This window comes from Staphylococcus coagulans (assembly GCF_022557135.1).
Classification (GTDB): domain Bacteria; phylum Bacillota; class Bacilli; order Staphylococcales; family Staphylococcaceae; genus Staphylococcus; species Staphylococcus coagulans.
Genome location: NZ_CP092966.1, coordinates 1230851 through 1248745, shown reverse-complemented (window position 1 = coordinate 1248745; position 17895 = coordinate 1230851). Strand labels below are relative to the sequence as shown.

Here is a 17895-nt window from a genome sequence, read left to right as displayed (position 1 = left end):
CTTAATTAATTCTGTCTAAATAGCCTTGTAAAATGAATACAGCCGCCATTTTATCAATAACTTTTTTGCGTTTTTGTCTTGATACATCAGCTTCAAGGAGTGAGCGTTCAGCTGCCATCGTGCTTAATCGCTCATCCCACATCACAATTTCTAACTCTGGCATTTGTTTAGCTAAAGCTTCTTTATATTTTAATGATGCTTCTCCTCGAAATCCGATTGTATTGTTCATATTTTTTGGTAAACCAATGACTACAGTACCCACATTTTCTTTTTTAATAATGTCAATTAAGGTTTCAATTCCGAGCTGATTTTCTTCTTCGTTAATTTGGAGTGTATCTAAACCTTGTGCTGTCCATCCCATTAGATCACTAATTGCGATGCCGACAGTACGACTGCCTACATCTAACCCAATAATTTTATGTTTAAGCATGGTCTTTCTTATTATGGTTTTGTAAATAATAAGAGACGAGCTCTTCCATAATATCATCACGATCGATGTGTCTAATTTGATTTCTCGCTTCATTATGACGTGGTATATATGCAGGATCTCCAGATAATAAGTATCCTACGATTTGATTGACAGCGTTGTAACCACGTTCTTCTAGAGTATGATAGACATTGTTTAAAACCGTTTCGACGTTTTCTTTTGGAATATCTTCATAGTTGAATTTCATTGTTTTATCAAAATTTGCCATAGTTTTAACACTCCTTAAACCATAATAGATTACACTTCCATTTTACATGAAACCTAATTGCATTATAAGGATTTAATATAGTTTTTAATAAATTGTAATGCTTCTGTTATCTTTTCAGGTTGTGTACCGCCGCCTTGAGCCATGTCCGGACGACCGCCACCTTTACCACCTACTTCAGGTGCAAGATGTTTAATCAAGTCGCCAGCTTTAACGCGATTTGTATATTGTTTTGGCACAGTTGCAATCAATGATACTTTACCTCCAACATCACTTGCTAAAATGATAATCGTATCTTGGAGTTTGGATTTAAAATCATCCATTGTTGTTCGAATTGCTTTTGCATTATCAACTTCAACTTCTGTAATCAGTACAGGGAATTCATTGATTTGCTCAACTTGGCTCTTAATATCGCCCATTTTGAGTTGGTTGAGTGCTTTATTTTTTTCTTCAATCGTACGTTGTAAATCTTTTTCATTATGTTGCAATTGCTCAATTTTTTCTGAAACTTGTTCATCTGATTTTGCTTTGACCAAAGTTTTAATTTCATTAAAGCGCGCGAGGTATTGTTCTAAATACAAGAATGCTTTTTGTCCTGTAACGGCTTCAATACGTCTGACACCCGCACCTGTTCCGGACTCACTTGTAATTTTAAAGAGACCAATTTCAGAAGTGTTATTCACATGTGTTCCACCGCAAAGTTCGATTGAGAATGGACTCATATCAACAACACGAACAACATCACCGTATTTTTCTCCAAATAGTGCCATAGCGCCTTTAGCTTTTGCATCTTCAATATTCATTTCTTGAATATCTACATTAATGCTATTCCAAATTTCCTCATTAACGAGTTGTTCCACACGTTCGATTTCTTCTTGTGTCATAGGTGAAATATGTGAAAAATCGAAGCGAAGTCGCTCACTGTCCACGAGCGAACCTGCTTGATTGACATGTTCGCCTAACACAGTTTTTAATGCAGCATGTAGTAAATGCGTTGCACTATGGTTTTTCATAATCGCCTTTCTCGCTTGGCTGTTCACTTTAGCTGTAACATTTGCTGCTTCTTGTACTTCGCCAAATTGAACAATACCTGTGTGTAAGTGTTGACCATTAGGTGCTTTAATCACGTCTGTAACAGCGATTTCGAAATGATCATTTGTAATTACACCTTTATCAGCAACTTGTCCACCACTAACAGCATAAAACGGCGTTTGATTTAGAATAAAATGTATCGTTTCACCGGTATCTGCAGAACTTACACGTGCACCATCTAAAATGATATCGGTAATCACCGCGTCTGTTTCAAATGTTTCATATCCTAAAAATTGACTTGGCGTTTTAATTGCTTTTAAGACTTCACTTTGAACTTGCATTGATTGATTATTTTGTCTCGCTTTTCTTGCACGTTCACGTTGTGCATCCATATGAGATTCAAATGCATCCATATCAATTTGCAAGCCTTCGTTTACGGCAATTTCCTCTGTTAATTCGATTGGGAAACCGTACGTATCATATAATTTGAAAGCATCTTCACCATTGATGATACGATCTGATGCTTTCGCAGTCTCAATGAACTGATTAAGTATAGAAAGACCTTCTTCGAGTGTTTCATGAAAACGCTCTTCTTCAGATTTAATGACACGCGCAATAAAATCTGCCTTTTCTTTAACATTTGGATAATAAGGTTCCATAATTTCTGCCACAATGTCGACAAGTTGATACATAAAAGGTTTATTGATGTCTAATGACTGACTAAAGCGAACAGCACGACGTAATAAACGGCGCAATACATAACCGCGTCCTTCATTCGCTGGAAGTGCACCATCAGAAATAGCGAAAGCAATCGTACGTATATGGTCTGCAATCACTTTGAATGCAACATCGTGTTGCGCATTGACGAGATATTTTTTTCCTGAAACGGCTTCAACTTCTGCAATGATTGGAATAAATAAGTCTGTTTCATAGTTTGTACGTACATTTTGGGAAATCGATGCCATACGCTCTAATCCCATGCCGGTATCAATATTTTTACTTGGTAGTGGTGTATAAGTATGGTCTTTATTGTGATTATACTCACTGAATACTAAATTCCATACTTCTAAATAACGTTCGTTTTCTCCACCAGGGTACATTTCTTCAGCTGGATCATCTTGTCCATATGCCTCTCCACGGTCATAAAATATTTCAGTATTAGGTCCAGATGGCCCTTCCCCAATATCCCAGAAATTCCCTTCAATTCGGATAATGCGATCTTCCGATAAACCTATAAGATTAGACCAAAAATCATATGCTTCCGTATCTTCAGGATGAATTGTCACATAAAGTTTTTCAGGTTCCATTGCCATCCATTTCGGACTCGTTAAAAACTCCCAAGCAAACGCAATCGCTTCTTTTTTAAAATAATCCCCAATTGAAAAGTTTCCAAGCATTTCAAAAAATGTATGGTGACGGGCTGTAAAACCTACATTTTCGATATCGTTTGTACGAATAGATTTTTGTGCATTAACGATACGTGGCTTTTTGGGTATTTCACGGCCATCAAAATATTTTTTCAAAGTGGCTACCCCTGAATTAATCCATAACAGAGAATCATCATCAATGGGTACAAGGGGAGCTGATGGTTCAACCATATGCCCTTTTTCCACAAAGAAATCAATATACATTTGTCTAATATCACTAGCTTTTAAGTTTTTCATCTTTACAACTCCTCATTTCATAAATACAAAAAAACATTCGTCGCAGAAAGGGACGAATGTTCGCGGTACCACCCTAGTTACAGTATGAATCCATACTATCACTCTTTGTTTTTATTATTAATGATACATAGTAGCGTTCGATGTAACGACTCGTACTTTTCCAGCAACAGTACGTCTCTTTAAAAATCAATTAACACCTACTCGGCTATGCATGTGAACTTAATATGATTATATAAAAAAGAATTAAGCTTTGTCAATTTCAAGAAAATCGTATGGTGTGACTTCGCCCATATTAATCATAGGATTGATTTTAAACATGGTTGCTTCGGTTAATTCTATTGGTAAGTCATCTTGATCGCCTTGATTATTTTCATCGGTTTCATTGTTAAAATATTGTGTTAAAAACGAATATAATTGTGTTAAACGTGCCTTACCCTCTGTAGCTAGCCCCATATTGAAGGCTTCTGAATCGCCTAAAAACACAAGAGATTGTTTAGCGCGTGTCAGCCCCGTATAAAGAATCGGCTTTTGAAGCATTCGATAATACTGCTTGACAATCGGCATAAGCACAATTGGAAATTCTGAACCTTGTGCTTTATGAATAGAGGTACAATAAGCATGTGTGAGTTCCGTTAAATCAGATTTCATATATGTGATTTCATTACCATCATAATCTACTACAACGACATCTTTGTTAAGGGCATTTTCTTTCGCCCAAAATATGCCGACAATAATACCAATATCACCATTAAAAATATTGTCATTCGGTCTATTGATAAGTTGTAATACTTTATCGCCTTTACGATAAATCACATCACCAAATTCAATTTCTCTTTTAGACTTATCTTGAACTGGATTAAGAATAGATTGTAATATTTGATTTAATCTTTTAATACCAGCATTCCCTCTATACATAGGTGCTAAAACTTGAATATCAGCCATCGTATATCCTTTTTGGACTGCATTATTTACAACCTTTTCAACGACATCAGGTATCTGTTCGGTGCTACAGGGTATAAAAGAACGGTCATGGAAACGCTGTGTAATATCAACAGGCTCACCTAGTTTCATTTTGTGGGCAAGTTCTATAATACTCGATCCCTCTTGTTGTCGGTATACTTCAGTTAAGTTAATTCTAGGTAGCACATTTGAATCGATGAGGTCTTTAAAAATTTGCCCCGGACCAACGGATGGTAACTGGTCTTCATCACCAACAAAAATGATTTGTGCGTCTAACGGCACGGCAGCCATAAATTGATGGAATAACCAAGTATCCACCATAGACATCTCATCTATAATAATCAGTTTGGCATTAATTTCATTATCCAAAATATCATCAGGCTTCGTTTCTTGATTCCATCCTATTAAACGATGTATCGTCATGGCTTCTAAGCCCGTTGATTCATGTAATCGTTTCGACGCACGACCTGTTGGCGCTGCTAAAACAATAGGATAGTCGTTATTATGGTAATCATCATAATCAAGGGACACACCATGAATCTCTGAATAAAGTTGAACAATACCTTTAATAACCGTTGTTTTTCCTGTTCCTGGACCGCCTGTTAATAACATAACTTTATGATTGATTGCGCATTCTAACGCTTCTTTTTGAGAGGCAGCGTAATGGACTTCATTCATCTCTTCTATTTCACCAATATGCAGTTGAATATCCGAACGTTCAAATTGCGTCAGTGCTTCATTATGACTATAAACTCTGAATAAATTTTGTGTACTTTTAATTTCAGAATAATACAGACTTGGTATGGCAATCATGTGATCAACTTCTATTAACTTTTTTTCTTCGGTCAATTGCGCCATGATGTCTTCAATGGCTTCATAACGAACGTCTTCACCCTCATTTTTAGAAAGAAGTTGTATGGTCTCATTGATAAGTGCCTCTTGTGGTAAGTACGTATGGCCTTGTTTAATACAAGTTTCTTCAACCAAGAATAATAGTCCTGCTTTTAGACGATCAGGATGATTCGGATGAATACCTAATTGTTGTGCAAGTTGGTCCGCTTTTTGAAAACCAACCCCCTTAATATCGTAAACCAATTGATAGGGATTTTGATCTAGTACATTGAGCGTTTCATGTTGATAAAATTTATAAATATCCATCGCTAATTTTGAACCAAATCCTAATTCATTGAGGCGTATCATCACTTGTTCACTTTCTTGATTGGAGATAATTTGCTGCACAATTTGTTCTTGCTTCTTTTTAGAAAGTTTTGGCACCTTTTCAATGACTTGATTATCTTTCAATATTTCATTAATCGCATTTTCTCCAATTGTTTCGACAATCAGTTCTGCTGTTTTTTTACCAATACCTTTGAATAAGTCGCTTGATAAATATGCAATTACTGCATCTTTAGTTTGGGGAATTTCTTTCTGGAAAGTTTCGGCTTTTAACTGTTTACCATACTTTGGATGTTGGACAACGCTTCCTTTAAACAGATACGTTTCATCTTCGACCATATTAGGAAAATATCCAACGACTGTGACCATGTCATCGAAGTCGCCATTTGATTCTTGTACATCGACTTTCAGCACTGTATAGTAGTTTTCGTTATTTTGGAACAATATCATTTCAACTGTTCCTTTTACATAGGTTTGATCAAACAGTGTTGGATTATCCATCATTAGTCCTCCTTATCTTGTATAGAACGAAACGTTTTAATTGCATGATGACTTAACAAATGATTTTCATCCATTGTAATTGCACGTTCAAAACCTTGAATTGCCGCTTCAACATTACCATTTAGCATAAATAATGCTAACGTAAGATTATATTGCGCATCTGCATGACGATTGTCTTTTTCTAAAATTTGATTCAGAACTGGCACAGCTTGCTCAAACATTTCTAACTCACACATTAATAATGCAAATTGAAATTGTACCTCTATATCTTCAAATTCAGTATCTAATTCAGCAGCACGCATTAAATATGGTAATGCTTGTTTTTTCGCATCTAATCCAATAAAAGAACGACCAAGCATATAATTGGTGTCTTTATTATTTAATTCATTCGACATGGCTTGTTGATATAATTTAATGGCTTCTTGATATCGCGCTTCATTAAAATATACATTAGCTAGATTATAATAAATCACACCATGATTCGGATTAATCGTAATGGCCTTCTGGAAAAACCGTTCTGCTTTTTCGACTTCACCCGCTTCAGCAAGTAGTATCCCTGAATTGATATAGTTTTCTACTTCTTCTGGATGCGCTTCAATATTATCAAAGCTCGCTTGTAACGCGTCTTCATATTTGCCTTCTTTTATTAATTGATGAATTTTTTCTTGATCCATAATTTCACCTTTTCTTATACAACGTAATCAAGCTGTCTTTCATTTTTGTATACATCGTCAATCGTTGCACCACCTAAGCAAACTTCCCCATCATAGAGAACAACGGCTTGGCCAGGTGTGATGGCACGAACAGGAGTGTCAAATGTGACTTTGATAGCATCTTCTGAGTGCGCTGTAACGGTCACGCCAATGTCTTGTTGTCGGTATCTAAATTTTGCTGTACACTTAAGTGGAACTGACAGATCAACTTGATTTACAAAGGATACATCTGAAGCAATTAAATAATCGCTATATAAAGCATCATGGTGGAATCCTTGTTCAACATATAAAATATTTTGTTCTAAGTTTTTACCTACTACAAACCAAGGCTCACCGTCTCCGCCAATACCAAGTCCGTGTCTTTGACCAATTGTATAGTACATTAAACCCGTGTGTTGCCCTTTTTTCTCGCCTGTTAAAGTTTGCATTTCACCAGGTTGTGCCGGTAAATATTGAGATAAGAACGTTTTAAAATTACGTTCACCAATGAAGCAAATGCCTGTAGAGTCTTTTTTCTTAGCAGTTGCCAAATCTTGTTCTAAAGCAATTTCTCTCACTTTTTTCTTATCGATATCACCAATTGGGAACATGACTTTTTCTAATTGGTGATTTGTCAATTGATTTAAGAAATAAGTTTGGTCTTTATTATTATCTACACCTCTAAGCATTTCTACTGAACCGTCATCATTTCTTCTAACGCGCGCATAGTGTCCTGTTGCCACATAATCAGCACCTAGCTTTAATGCATGCTCTAAAAATGCTTTGAATTTGATTTCTTTATTACACATGACATCAGGATTAGGTGTGCGACCTTTTTTATATTCATCTAAGAAATAAGTGAACACCTTGTCCCAATATTCTTTTTCAAAATTGACAGCATAATAAGGAATACCAATTTGATTACATACAGCAATCACATCATTATAATCTTCAGTGGCAGTACATACGCCATTCTCATCAGTATCATCCCAGTTTTTCATAAAAATACCGATTACATCGTAACCTTGCTCTTTGAGTAAATGGGCTGTCACAGAACTATCTACGCCGCCTGACATCCCCACTACTACACGTGTATTTTGATTTGTCACGTATTTTCCTCCTTAAATTTTAAATAGATTTTTTGAATTTCAGTTGCAATCAATTGCATATCTTTAGCAGTCAATTGTTCGTTGATACTAATGCGAACGGATTGATTCACTCTTGGACTATTTTCCCCAAACATTGCTAACAGCACATGTGAGGGTATAGTAGATCCTGCGGTACATGCCGAACCAGATGATACATAAACGCCAGCAAGATCTAGCAAAGTAAGCAACGTTTCTACATCTATAAACGGAAAGTATAAGTTAATAATATGATTTGTACTGTCAATCATAGAGCCATTGTATTCAAAAGGGATAGCACGATCTTGAAGCGCAACAAGTAAATGCTCACGTAATTGTGCTAGATGTACATTGTTATCATCACGTGATGATTCCGCAATTTTGAGCGCTTCTGCTAACCCAACGATTTGTGCTAAGTTTTCAGTTCCAGCTCTCCTTTTTGTTTCTTGCTCTCCGCCTAATTGAGAAAAAGTAACACGTGTCCCATTTTTAATATAAAGTACACCGACGCCTTTGGGTCCCCCAAATTTATGTGCAGTCATACTGAGCGCGTCTACCTTTAAATCTTCTACATCAATCGGCAAATGCCCTACAGCTTGTACAGCATCCATATGAAAATACGCTTGATAAGGCGCCAGCACTTGCTGAATATCATATACGTGTTGAACTGTGCCAACTTCATTATTAACAAACATAATCGACACAAGCGTCGTGTCCTCTCGCAAACTTTTATGCAATTGCTCGATATCAACTAGGCCCTCAGGCGTTACATCTAAATAAGTAACTTCAAATCCTTGTTGTTCTAAGTACTCAAAAACGTTCAACACAGAATGATGCTCGATTTTTGTTGTAATCAGATGTTTACCCTTATATTGATTTGCGTATGCGATTCCTTTGATGATTGTGTTATTGGATTCAGTTGCACCACTCGTAAATACAACTTCATTGGGTTGTGCATTCAAATAGTTTGCTACTGTACGTCGAGATACATCAAGCAAGCTTCTCGCATCACGTCCTTTTGAATGAATAGATGAAGGGTTACCAAAATGCGTTTGGTAGACGGTCATCATTTTATCAACAACTTCTGGTTTAACAGGTGTTGTTGCAGCATAATCTGCATATACGCCCATAATCACGTCAATCCTTTCTCATAATCAATGTTCCTATTTTAGCATTTGCGATATAAAAATTCTAGTACGTCGTTTTACTGATTTCACGTTGTTTTATCTTCATTGTAATCTTTAAAACAAGAGAGTTCAACGATAGCATTAAGCAGTTTTCATGAGTTCACTATTTAGAAAATGTTATACTCTATTCTGAAAAGGAGTGTTTTGGATATGACAAAACAAATGAAATACTCTGCCTTAAATCTTGTTCCTATACGTGAAGGCAGATCTGATATAGATGCAATTGAGCAAATGGTCGATCTTGCTAAGCATCTTGAGCAACAAGAATATGAACGTTTGTGGATTGCAGAACATCACAATGCTCCAAATTTAGTCAGTTCAGCAACCGCGATACTTATTCAGCATGCATTAAGCCAAACAACGCACATGAGAATCGGTTCAGGTGGTATTATGTTGCCTAATCATGCACCATTAATTGTTGCCGAACAATTTGGAACACTAAAAACGATATATGGAGACCGTGTCGATCTTGGTTTAGGACGAGCACCAGGAACGGATATGGCAACAGCTAGTGCCTTAAGAAGAGATCAACATGATGGTGTGTATAAATTTCCTGAAGAAGTTCAACAATTATTGAAATATTTTGGACCCGATTCCAATCAAGGATACGTTAAAGCGATTCCCGCTGTTAATAAAAATGTGCCGCTGTATATTTTAGGATCATCTACCGATTCAGCACATGTAGCTGCTCGAGAAGGGTTACCTTATGTTTTCGCTGGGCATTTTGCACCACAACAAATGAAAGAAGCTCTTGCAATATACAAAGAACTCTTCCAACCTTCAGCCTATTTAAAAGAACCTTACATTATTGTTGCTTTAAATGTCATAGTTGCCGATACTTTTGAAGAATCACAATATTTAGCTACAACACAAGCACAAGTTTTTGCAAGCATTTTAAATGGACGTATGCGTAAAATGCAACCACCAATAGATGATTTGGGTGATGTTTTATCACCTCGTGAAGTCGCTCTTGCAAAAGCACGTTTACAAGATTCCATTATTGGAGATAAAGCTTCAGTTAATCAGCAATTAGATGCCTTTATTGAACAGTATGGAGAAATTGATGAGATTATGGCAGTTAGTTATATTTATGATACAAAACTACAACACCGTTCATATCAGTATTTTAAAGAAGTAATGGATGAAAGAAATCAACAATAAGATTCAACTGCAATTTGTATCATTTTTCTAGATATTGAATAGAAACGTCTATCTAATATTTCACAAAAAATAAGCTTCCGAGGTTTCCCTTGGAAGCTTATTTATATGAAAATGTTTAATTAGATTCTTATTTATCGTCGCCAGTAAACTTGTTTAAAGCGTCTTTAGCTTTTTCTTTAACGTTATCTATGGCTTCTTTAGCTTTACCTGAAGCTTTGTCACCTTTACCTTCATTTTCAAGCGACTTATTATCTGTTACATTTCCTACTGTTTCTTTAACGTTACCTTTTGCTTGTTCAAATTTATTTTCACTATTTGACATTTAAAGGCCTCCTTTATTAATAACTACTCTATTTATTCCACAAATCATGGAATTTAAACATCGTCATTAAAATTCTTCGTAAACAGCTGGATGTTGTCCTTTTCGTCTTCCATCTTTTTTAGTTAATTGATTAATTAATTGGATGTCTTCATCTGTAATATAGAAATTAAACACATTTAAGTTTTCTTTCTGACGTTGAGATGATGTCGCTTTTGGTATTGGCATTACACCATTTTGAATATGCCATTTTAAAATAATTTGCGCTGGTGTTTTATCATATTTTTCGGCTAGTTGTCGTAAAATCGTTTCTTCCATAACGCCGTTATCCCGGCCTAAAGGACTCCAAGCTTGAGTCAAAATCCCTTTTTGCTGATGAAATTGAATCATCTCTTTTTGGTTAAAGTAAGGATGTAACTCAATTTGGTTGACGACAGGCATTACACCTGTTTCTTTTTCAAGCTGTTCTATATGCTCCGGCAAGAAATTACACACACCAATTTGACGTATTAAACCTGCTTTTTGTGCTGCAATCATTGCATTCCAAGCCTCAACGAATAAGCCTTGCTTTGGGTTTGGCCAATGAATTAAATACAAATCAATGTAATCTAAATGAAGACGATAAAGTGACTCTTGAATGGTTTCATAAACATCTGCCTCTTTTTGATAACGGCCTGGTAATTTCGAAGTCACATAAATTTGATCTCTACCTACTTGACTATTTTGTATTGCTTTACCAACGGCACCCTCATTTTCATAGTTATATGCTGTGTCTAATACACGATATCCTAACTTGAGTGCTTCAGTTATCGCATGTGCACCTTGAGTGCCATTCAATTTATATGTCCCAAAGCCCAATTGATCAATATAATTACCGTCTCTTAATTGAAACTGTTCCATAATTTGTAGCCTCCTTAGAATAACGTCGATTAAATCGTATTTTAAATATAGAACATATAGCCTTCGAGTTCGTCTCTATCTTTATCATCTGCTAATGATTGTAACGTTGTTTGATCAAGGACCTCTTTAACAGCATTTCTCATTCGTAACCACAGTTGTTGCTGGGCAGGTGGTTCTGATTCCATTCGTTCAACAATAGTCAGTGGCCCTTCTAATAAACGAATGATATCCCCCGCTGTAATTTCATTTGCGGGCATTTTTAACTCATAGCCCCCTTTTGCACCTCTAACGCTTCTAATTAAGCCTGCATTACGCAAAGGGCCTACAAGTTGTTCTAAATATAAATCACTCAAATGATTTTCTTCAGCAATTGTTTTAAGCGACACACACCCAGTCCCTTGTCGTTTTGCTAAGGCAATCATTAATGTTAAACCATATCTTCCTTTAGTCGATATTTTCATATTTTTACCTCACCTTATATAATCCGATTTAGTTTGATTTTATCATTATTTATATTATTATAATACCAATGCAATCAGAGTACAAAACAAATCTTAACGGAGGGATAAAGATGTTAACCGAACCGTTAGCTTCGAGAATGAGACCTAGAAATATAGATGAAGTGATAGGACAAAAGCATCTCGTTGGCGATAAAGGGATTATTCGACGCATGGTGAATGCAAAAAGACTGTCTTCTATGATTTTTTATGGTCCTCCTGGCATAGGAAAAACGAGTATTGCTCAAGCTATTGCGGGAAGTACCGCATTTAAATTTAGACAACTGAATGCTGTGACTAATACTAAAAAAGATATGCAAATGATCGTTGAAGAAGCAAAAATGTCCGGACAAGTCATTTTGTTATTGGATGAAATCCATAGATTGGATAAAGCGAAGCAAGATTTTTTATTACCGCACTTAGAAAATGGAAAAATTGTATTAATAGGCGCAACAACTTCTAATCCCTACCACGCAATTAATCCTGCGATTCGCTCACGTGCACAAATTTTTGAATTATATCCTCTTGATAAAGACGATATCAAAGTAGCGTTGACACATGCGCTAGAAGATGAGGAGAGAGGATTACTTAGCTATAAGCCTGAGGTGGATGACGATGCTTTTGAATATTTTGCTACTCAGAGCCAAGGTGATGTACGTAGCGCTTTAAATGCTTTAGAGCTTGCCGTACTAAGTTCTAGTGAGAAACCTCCACATATCACAATTCAAGATGCTGAAGATTGTCTCCAACGTGGGGCTTTTCTGAGTGATAAGGATGGTGATATGCATTATGACGTGATGAGTGCCTTTCAAAAGTCGATACGTGGAAGTGATGTCAATGCGGCATTACATTATTTAGCACGTTTAATTCAAGCTGGAGATTTACCAACGATTGCTAGACGTTTACTAGTGATTAGTTATGAAGATATAGGTTTAGCATCTCCTGGTGCAGGACAACGCACACTCGCAGCCATCGAAGCAGCTGAACGACTTGGCTTTCCCGAAGCAAGAATTCCATTGAGTCAAGCGGTTATCGAACTTTGCCTATCACCAAAATCTAATTCTGCTATTAAATCTATTGATGCTGCACTTAGTGATATCCGTAAAGGTCATGTTGGACAAATTCCTGATTATTTAAGAGACGGTCACTATGAAGGCGCGAAATCTCTTGGGCGCGCGATAGGTTATCAATATCCTCATGATTTCTCTAATGGTTTTGTCGCCCAACAATACTTGCCTGATTCATTAGCAAAACGGGAATACTACGAGCCAAAAGACACTTCTAAAACAGAACACCATTTCAAACAAATTTATGACAATATTAAAAAGCAACAGAATCAACTTCATCAAAAGTAAAATGCTCACGTGTTATTAGTCACTATTAATTCATAAACTATATTTGTAAAGCACCTAGGATATTAATCCCTAAATAAATAGCGCTAAGATGATTTTCTATTAATAATTCATCTTAGCGCTTCTTTATTATGATAAAACTTTGTATAGTCTGACTTCTATTTCCGAGAAGATAGCCTCAGCCAGTAAACTTCGATTCGTCCTATTCCCTCAGTCGTCTCGTCATCAATCACTATCTATGACACTTAAAAAATTGATATAATTAACTTCTTCAGTGTGCAATTTCTATACTTAACGATCTTTAATACGTTGTAATGGAATAGATTTAAGTATATCGTTACAAACATAACTTGCACATATTAAACCGACGACACTTGGTACATATGCATTAGAAGATGGTGGCATTTGTGCTTTTCTATTTTTGCCTTGAGCATCGCCTACCACTGCTTTGACATCTTCACGAATCACGATAGGACTTTCACCTGAGAAAACTACTGGGATGCCCTGTTTAATGCCTTTTTGTTTTAATTTATTTCTTATTACTCGAGCGATTGGATCTGTATGTGTTTTTGAAATATCAGCAATTTCAAATTGTGTAGGATCTGTTTTATTGGCAGCACCCATGCTTGAGATAATTTTAATACCTCTCTTAAGACATTGTTCCATAAGATGAACTTTATAAATAATCGTATCACTTGCATCAACAATATAATCAATATCATAGTCATTAAATAATTGTTCATACGTTTCTTCAGTATAGAACATATGTAGTGGTGTGACTTTACAGTCAGGATTGATCAGTTTAATGCGCTCTTCCATCAAAGCAACTTTACTTTTTCCAATTGTTGTTGTCAGTGCATGTATTTGACGATTCACATTTGTAATATCAACATCATCTTTATCAATTAAAATAATGTGACCAATGTTCGTACGTGCCAATGCCTCTGCTGCAAAAGAGCCTACACCACCAACACCTAATACAGCTACTGTCGATTGTTTCAACTTGTCCAATCCTTCTTGGCCGATTGCAAGTTCATTACGAGAAAATTGATGTTTCATATTAATCTCCTTCATAGCTAAGTTATACATTTATATGTGAAAGCATAAAAAATACGCAAGACAAAGTGTCTTGCGTACCGATAGAATCCGTCATGCCGTAGTTGAAAATGCTTGATCATTTTGGCCTGCTATATACAGGTGGGTGCCCTGTTTCTTGTTTTGCAAGTCCTCCTTGAGAGGCGTGTGCGCTGCAAGAAAACCCATTGGGCTCCCTGATCAAAGAGTGTTAGGTCAAAATACAAAAAGCGAACTTACGAACATTGCAGACGACTATCTTATGAATTCATCATATCACAAATCAGTGATTTAGCAAATAATAAGTTTATCACCCTGTGAAATGATATTTTAAATGTTTTTAATACGCAAAGACAGGTCATCTAATTGTCGGTTAGAAACAGGACTCGGCGCATCTGTTAATAAATCTGTAGCCGATGCAGTTTTAGGGAAGGCGATCGTATCACGTAAATTTGTACGACCTGTCAATAGCATCACAAAACGGTCCAATCCTAATGCGATGCCCCCATGTGGAGGTGCGCCATATTTAAATGCATCTAATAAAAATCCGAATTGCTCTTGCGCAGCTTCATCAGAAAAGCCAAGCGCTTTAAACATTTTTTGTTGTAATTCTCCATTATGAATACGTATAGAACCGCCACCTAATTCATAACCATTTAAAACGAGGTCATAAGCTTGCGCTTGCGCTTTTTCAGGTGCTGATTCTAACAATTCGATATCTTCTACTTTTGGTGAAGTAAATGGATGGTGCGCCGCTACATAACGACGTGCTTCTTCATCATATTCAAGTAATGGCCAGTCAGTAACCCATAAGAAATTCAATTTTTCAGGATCACTCAGACCTCTTTCCTTTCCTAACTTATTTCGTAAAGCGCCTAAACTTTGTGCAACGACCTCTTTTGTATCAGCAACAAATAACACAAGGTCTCCATCTTTAGCATTTGTGAGCGATTGTAATTTCTCAACATGCTCAGCTGCGAAAAATCGTGCAATAGGTCCACTCAAGCCATCTTCTACAACTTTAACCCATGCTAATCCTTTAGCGCCATAAATATTGACAAATTCAGTTAAACCATCGATGTCTTTTCTTGTGTAATCTTTAGCACCATTTTCAACGATGATGGCTTTCACTTGACCCCCACTTTCAACAGCACCTTTAAACACTTTAAAGTCCATGACTTCACCTAACTCTGAAACGTCAATCAATTCCATACCGAATCGTGTATCTGGTTTATCTGTACCGTATCTTTCCATTGCTTCAGCATAAGTCATACGCGGAAATGCATCTGTCAAAGTAACCTGTTTAACATCAGATACAACTTTTTTAGCCATTGCTTCGCCTAATTGAATGACATCTTCTTGTTCAACGAAACTCATTTCAATATCTATTTGTGTAAATTCAGGCTGACGGTCAGCACGTAAGTCTTCATCTCGGAAACATTTAACAATTTGATAATATTTATCGAATCCACTAATCATAAGCAATTGTTTAAACAACTGTGGTGATTGAGGAAGTGCATAAAATTCACCCTCGTGTACACGGGATGGGACGAGGTAGTCACGTGCCCCTTCAGGTGTAGACTTTGTTAAAACAGGCGTTTCCACATCATAAAAACCTTGATCATCTAGAAATGTACGAATTGATTTTGTAATTTGATGACGCATTTTAAATGTTTGAGCTAACTTTTCACGTCGTAAATCTAAGTAGCGATATTTAAGTCGAATATTTTCATCTACATTGATGTTATCTTCATTGATAGAAAATGGCGGTGTCTCGGATTGATTAATAATTTCAATGGATTTTGCTTGTACTTCTATTTGCCCCGTTTTAAGTTTAGGGTTAACCGTTTCTGGATTTCTTTTCGTTACTGTACCCGTTATTTCAACAACATATTCTGAGCGAATACGTTCAGCAACTTTTAATGCTTCTTCAGAGAAATCAGGATTAAATACGACTTGTACATAGCCTTCTCTATCGCGAACATCTACAAAGATAAGCCCCCCTAAATCTCTACGGTTGTGGACCCAACCTTTTAATGTAATCTCTTGTCCTAAATATGCTTCTGTGACTAAACCACAGTACGTCGTTCGTTTGTTCATTACTTTCTGCCTCCATTAATATAGCTTTCAATTTCTTCAAATTTCATTGTTTTTGACTCCCCGGTTGCCATATATTTCACTGCAACTTCGCCATTTTCTAGTTCTTGATCCCCTATTACGATCGTATAGGTTGCGTTAAGACGGTCAGCTTGTTTCATTTGTCCTTTTAATTTACGTGACAAATAATCTTTATCAGCTGAAATACCATCATATCTCAAACGATTAAGTAATGTTACAGCATATCGATCAGCTTTTTCTCCCATAGTTGCAATAAATAAGTCAATTTGGTTCTCTTCTGGAAGTTCGATTCCTTCTTCTTCTAAAGCTAATAGTAAACGTTCAATACTTAATGCAAACCCAATACCTGTTTCTTTAGGTCCATCCAATAACTCTAACAAGCCATTGTAACGGCCACCACCACAAAGCGTAGTAATTGCGCCATCATACGCTTCGTTATCCATCATCAATTCAAACGCTGTGTGCGTATAATAATCTAATCCACGAACAAGCGTTGGATCCACTTCATACGGGATACCTAAACGATCCAAGTGTGCTTTCACTTCTTCAAAATACGATTTTGAATAATCATTTAAATAATCAATGATCGAAGGTGCTGTTTTCATCTCTGGTTGATTGCGATCGACTTTACAATCTAAAATACGCATTGGATTGGTCTCAATTCTATTTTGGCAATCTTGACAATAATTATGGATGACAGGTCTAAAGTGTTCGCGAAGTGCTTCTTGATATTCTTTACGTGATTCTGCATCACCAACACTATTAATGACAAGTTTAAGTTTTTTCAAACCAAATGATTGGTAAATATGCATGACTAATGCTAAAACTTCAGCATCAATACTTGGATTTTCAGCACCAATCACTTCAACGCCAAATTGGTTAAATTGGCGATAGCGTCCTTTTTGTTTTCTTTCATAACGAAACATCGGCCCATTATAATACAATTTAACAGGTTGATTAGGGTTGCCTTGCATTTTGTTTTCGATATAACTTCTTACTACAGCAGCTGTTCCCTCTGGTCGTAATGTAATACTACGATCCCCTTTATCTTTAAATGTGTACATTTCTTTTTGCACAACGTCAGTTGAATCACCAACGCCACGTGCAAATAAATCTGTACTTTCAAAAATAGGTGTTCTAATTTCTTGATAATTATACAGTTTCATTAATTCATCTAATTTTGATTCAATATACTGCCATTTTGAAGTATCTTGAGGTAATATATCTTGCGTTCCACGCGGAATGTGAATCATCTTCATCTCTCCTTTATCATTGATTGCACCAGTCATCAAATTTTGAATAAAAAAAGCCCCTTGTATGACTTTTGCATACAAGGGACGTACTTTAAGCCGTGTTGCCACCCTAATTAAGCACAATCAACTGTCACGATTGTACTTCACTCTATAGCCAGTAACGTTGGCTGTACGACTTTATTTTCATAAAGTA

At 36.3% G+C, this 17895-nt stretch carries 15 protein-coding genes and 1 other RNA gene; 2 read left to right on the top strand and 14 right to left on the bottom strand.

Going from position 1 to position 17895, the window contains the following annotated elements:
* Position 1 precedes the first annotated feature (1 nt).
* The 7 genes from ruvX to KM149_RS05835 form a co-directional block, all read right to left on the bottom strand.
* On the bottom strand, positions 2-430 hold the full coding sequence (ruvX, locus tag KM149_RS05865) for a Holliday junction resolvase RuvX (RefSeq protein ID WP_214969978.1): 429 nt from the start codon (positions 428-430) through the stop codon (positions 2-4).
* Entirely contained in the window at positions 423-695 is a 273-nt protein-coding gene (locus KM149_RS05860; RefSeq protein WP_016425249.1) for an IreB family regulatory phosphoprotein, read from the bottom strand. The genes ruvX and KM149_RS05860 overlap by 8 nt, the downstream gene beginning before the upstream one ends.
* Before the next feature lie 62 nt (positions 696-757).
* Complete coding sequence (gene alaS, locus KM149_RS05855; RefSeq protein WP_214969981.1) at positions 758-3388, bottom strand: alanine--tRNA ligase; 2631 nt, start codon at positions 3386-3388, stop codon at positions 758-760.
* A gap of 243 nt (positions 3389-3631) precedes the next feature.
* Entirely contained in the window at positions 3632-6025 is a 2394-nt protein-coding gene (recD2, locus tag KM149_RS05850) for an SF1B family DNA helicase RecD2 (protein ID WP_103356381.1), read from the bottom strand.
* A gap of 2 nt (positions 6026-6027) precedes the next feature.
* Complete coding sequence (locus tag KM149_RS05845) at positions 6028-6699, bottom strand: tetratricopeptide repeat protein (RefSeq protein WP_214969984.1); 672 nt, start codon at positions 6697-6699, stop codon at positions 6028-6030.
* Positions 6700-6713: 14 nt separating this feature from the next.
* Positions 6714-7826, bottom strand: a complete 1113-nt coding sequence (gene mnmA / locus KM149_RS05840; protein ID WP_165545546.1) for a tRNA 2-thiouridine(34) synthase MnmA — start codon at positions 7824-7826, stop codon at positions 6714-6716.
* Positions 7823-8971, bottom strand: a complete 1149-nt coding sequence (locus KM149_RS05835) for a cysteine desulfurase family protein (protein WP_214969988.1) — start codon at positions 8969-8971, stop codon at positions 7823-7825. The genes mnmA and KM149_RS05835 overlap by 4 nt, the downstream gene beginning before the upstream one ends.
* Before the next feature lie 207 nt (positions 8972-9178).
* Here KM149_RS05835 and KM149_RS05830 point away from each other — a divergent pair, with 207 nt between their 5' ends.
* Positions 9179-10189, top strand: a complete 1011-nt coding sequence (locus KM149_RS05830) for an LLM class flavin-dependent oxidoreductase (RefSeq protein WP_241415568.1) — start codon at positions 9179-9181, stop codon at positions 10187-10189.
* 127 nt (positions 10190-10316) lie between these two features.
* On the opposite strand, the gene KM149_RS05825 is transcribed toward KM149_RS05830, so the two are convergent.
* From KM149_RS05825 to cymR, 3 genes are all read right to left on the bottom strand, one after another.
* Positions 10317-10511, bottom strand: a complete 195-nt coding sequence (locus KM149_RS05825; RefSeq protein ID WP_016425257.1) for a CsbD family protein — start codon at positions 10509-10511, stop codon at positions 10317-10319.
* 66 nt (positions 10512-10577) lie between these two features.
* The gene (locus KM149_RS05820; protein WP_060829811.1) at positions 10578-11408 is read right to left on the bottom strand and encodes an aldo/keto reductase; all 831 of its coding nucleotides are present in this window, start codon (positions 11406-11408) and stop codon (positions 10578-10580) included.
* Positions 11409-11449: 41 nt separating this feature from the next.
* Complete coding sequence (gene cymR / locus KM149_RS05815; RefSeq protein WP_050330743.1) at positions 11450-11869, bottom strand: cysteine metabolism transcriptional regulator CymR; 420 nt, start codon at positions 11867-11869, stop codon at positions 11450-11452.
* A 110-nt stretch (positions 11870-11979) separates the two neighbouring features.
* Here cymR and KM149_RS05810 point away from each other — a divergent pair, with 110 nt between their 5' ends.
* On the top strand, positions 11980-13260 hold the full coding sequence (locus KM149_RS05810; RefSeq protein WP_214969994.1) for a replication-associated recombination protein A: 1281 nt from the start codon (positions 11980-11982) through the stop codon (positions 13258-13260).
* A gap of 288 nt (positions 13261-13548) precedes the next feature.
* Here the strand turns inward: KM149_RS05810 and KM149_RS05805 are convergent, their stop codons facing one another.
* From KM149_RS05805 to hisS, 4 genes are all read right to left on the bottom strand, one after another.
* Complete coding sequence (locus KM149_RS05805) at positions 13549-14316, bottom strand: tRNA threonylcarbamoyladenosine dehydratase (protein WP_165545550.1); 768 nt, start codon at positions 14314-14316, stop codon at positions 13549-13551.
* 80 nt (positions 14317-14396) lie between these two features.
* Positions 14397-14588: non-coding RNA, 6S RNA (ssrS, locus tag KM149_RS05800), on the bottom strand.
* Between the two features lie 73 nt (positions 14589-14661).
* Positions 14662-16431, bottom strand: a complete 1770-nt coding sequence (gene aspS, locus KM149_RS05795) for an aspartate--tRNA ligase (protein ID WP_214969997.1) — start codon at positions 16429-16431, stop codon at positions 14662-14664.
* Positions 16431-17702, bottom strand: a complete 1272-nt coding sequence (gene hisS, locus KM149_RS05790) for a histidine--tRNA ligase (RefSeq protein WP_214970000.1) — start codon at positions 17700-17702, stop codon at positions 16431-16433. Before hisS ends, aspS begins: the two co-directional genes overlap by 1 nt.
* Positions 17703-17895 lie beyond the last annotated feature (193 nt).

Coding starts and splice junctions, on each gene's coding strand:
- ruvX (WP_214969978.1), bottom strand. CDS start 430: ATGCTTAAACATAAAATTATTGGGTTAGATGTAGGCAGTCGTACTGTC.
- KM149_RS05860 (WP_016425249.1), bottom strand. CDS start 695: ATGGCAAATTTTGATAAAACAATGAAATTCAACTATGAAGATATTCCA.
- alaS (WP_214969981.1), bottom strand. CDS start 3,388: ATGAAAAACTTAAAAGCTAGTGATATTAGACAAATGTATATTGATTTC.
- recD2 (WP_103356381.1), bottom strand. CDS start 6,025: ATGGATAATCCAACACTGTTTGATCAAACCTATGTAAAAGGAACAGTT.
- KM149_RS05845 (WP_214969984.1), bottom strand. CDS start 6,699: ATGGATCAAGAAAAAATTCATCAATTAATAAAAGAAGGCAAATATGAA.
- KM149_RS05835 (WP_214969988.1), bottom strand. CDS start 8,971: ATGGGCGTATATGCAGATTATGCTGCAACAACACCTGTTAAACCAGAA.
- KM149_RS05830 (WP_241415568.1), top strand. CDS start 9,179: ATGACAAAACAAATGAAATACTCTGCCTTAAATCTTGTTCCTATACGT.
- KM149_RS05825 (WP_016425257.1), bottom strand. CDS start 10,511: ATGTCAAATAGTGAAAATAAATTTGAACAAGCAAAAGGTAACGTTAAA.
- KM149_RS05820 (WP_060829811.1), bottom strand. CDS start 11,408: ATGGAACAGTTTCAATTAAGAGACGGTAATTATATTGATCAATTGGGC.
- cymR (WP_050330743.1), bottom strand. CDS start 11,869: ATGAAAATATCGACTAAAGGAAGATATGGTTTAACATTAATGATTGCC.
- KM149_RS05810 (WP_214969994.1), top strand. CDS start 11,980: ATGTTAACCGAACCGTTAGCTTCGAGAATGAGACCTAGAAATATAGAT.
- KM149_RS05805 (WP_165545550.1), bottom strand. CDS start 14,316: ATGAAACATCAATTTTCTCGTAATGAACTTGCAATCGGCCAAGAAGGA.
- aspS (WP_214969997.1), bottom strand. CDS start 16,431: ATGAACAAACGAACGACGTACTGTGGTTTAGTCACAGAAGCATATTTA.
- hisS (WP_214970000.1), bottom strand. CDS start 17,702: ATGATTCACATTCCGCGTGGAACGCAAGATATATTACCTCAAGATACT.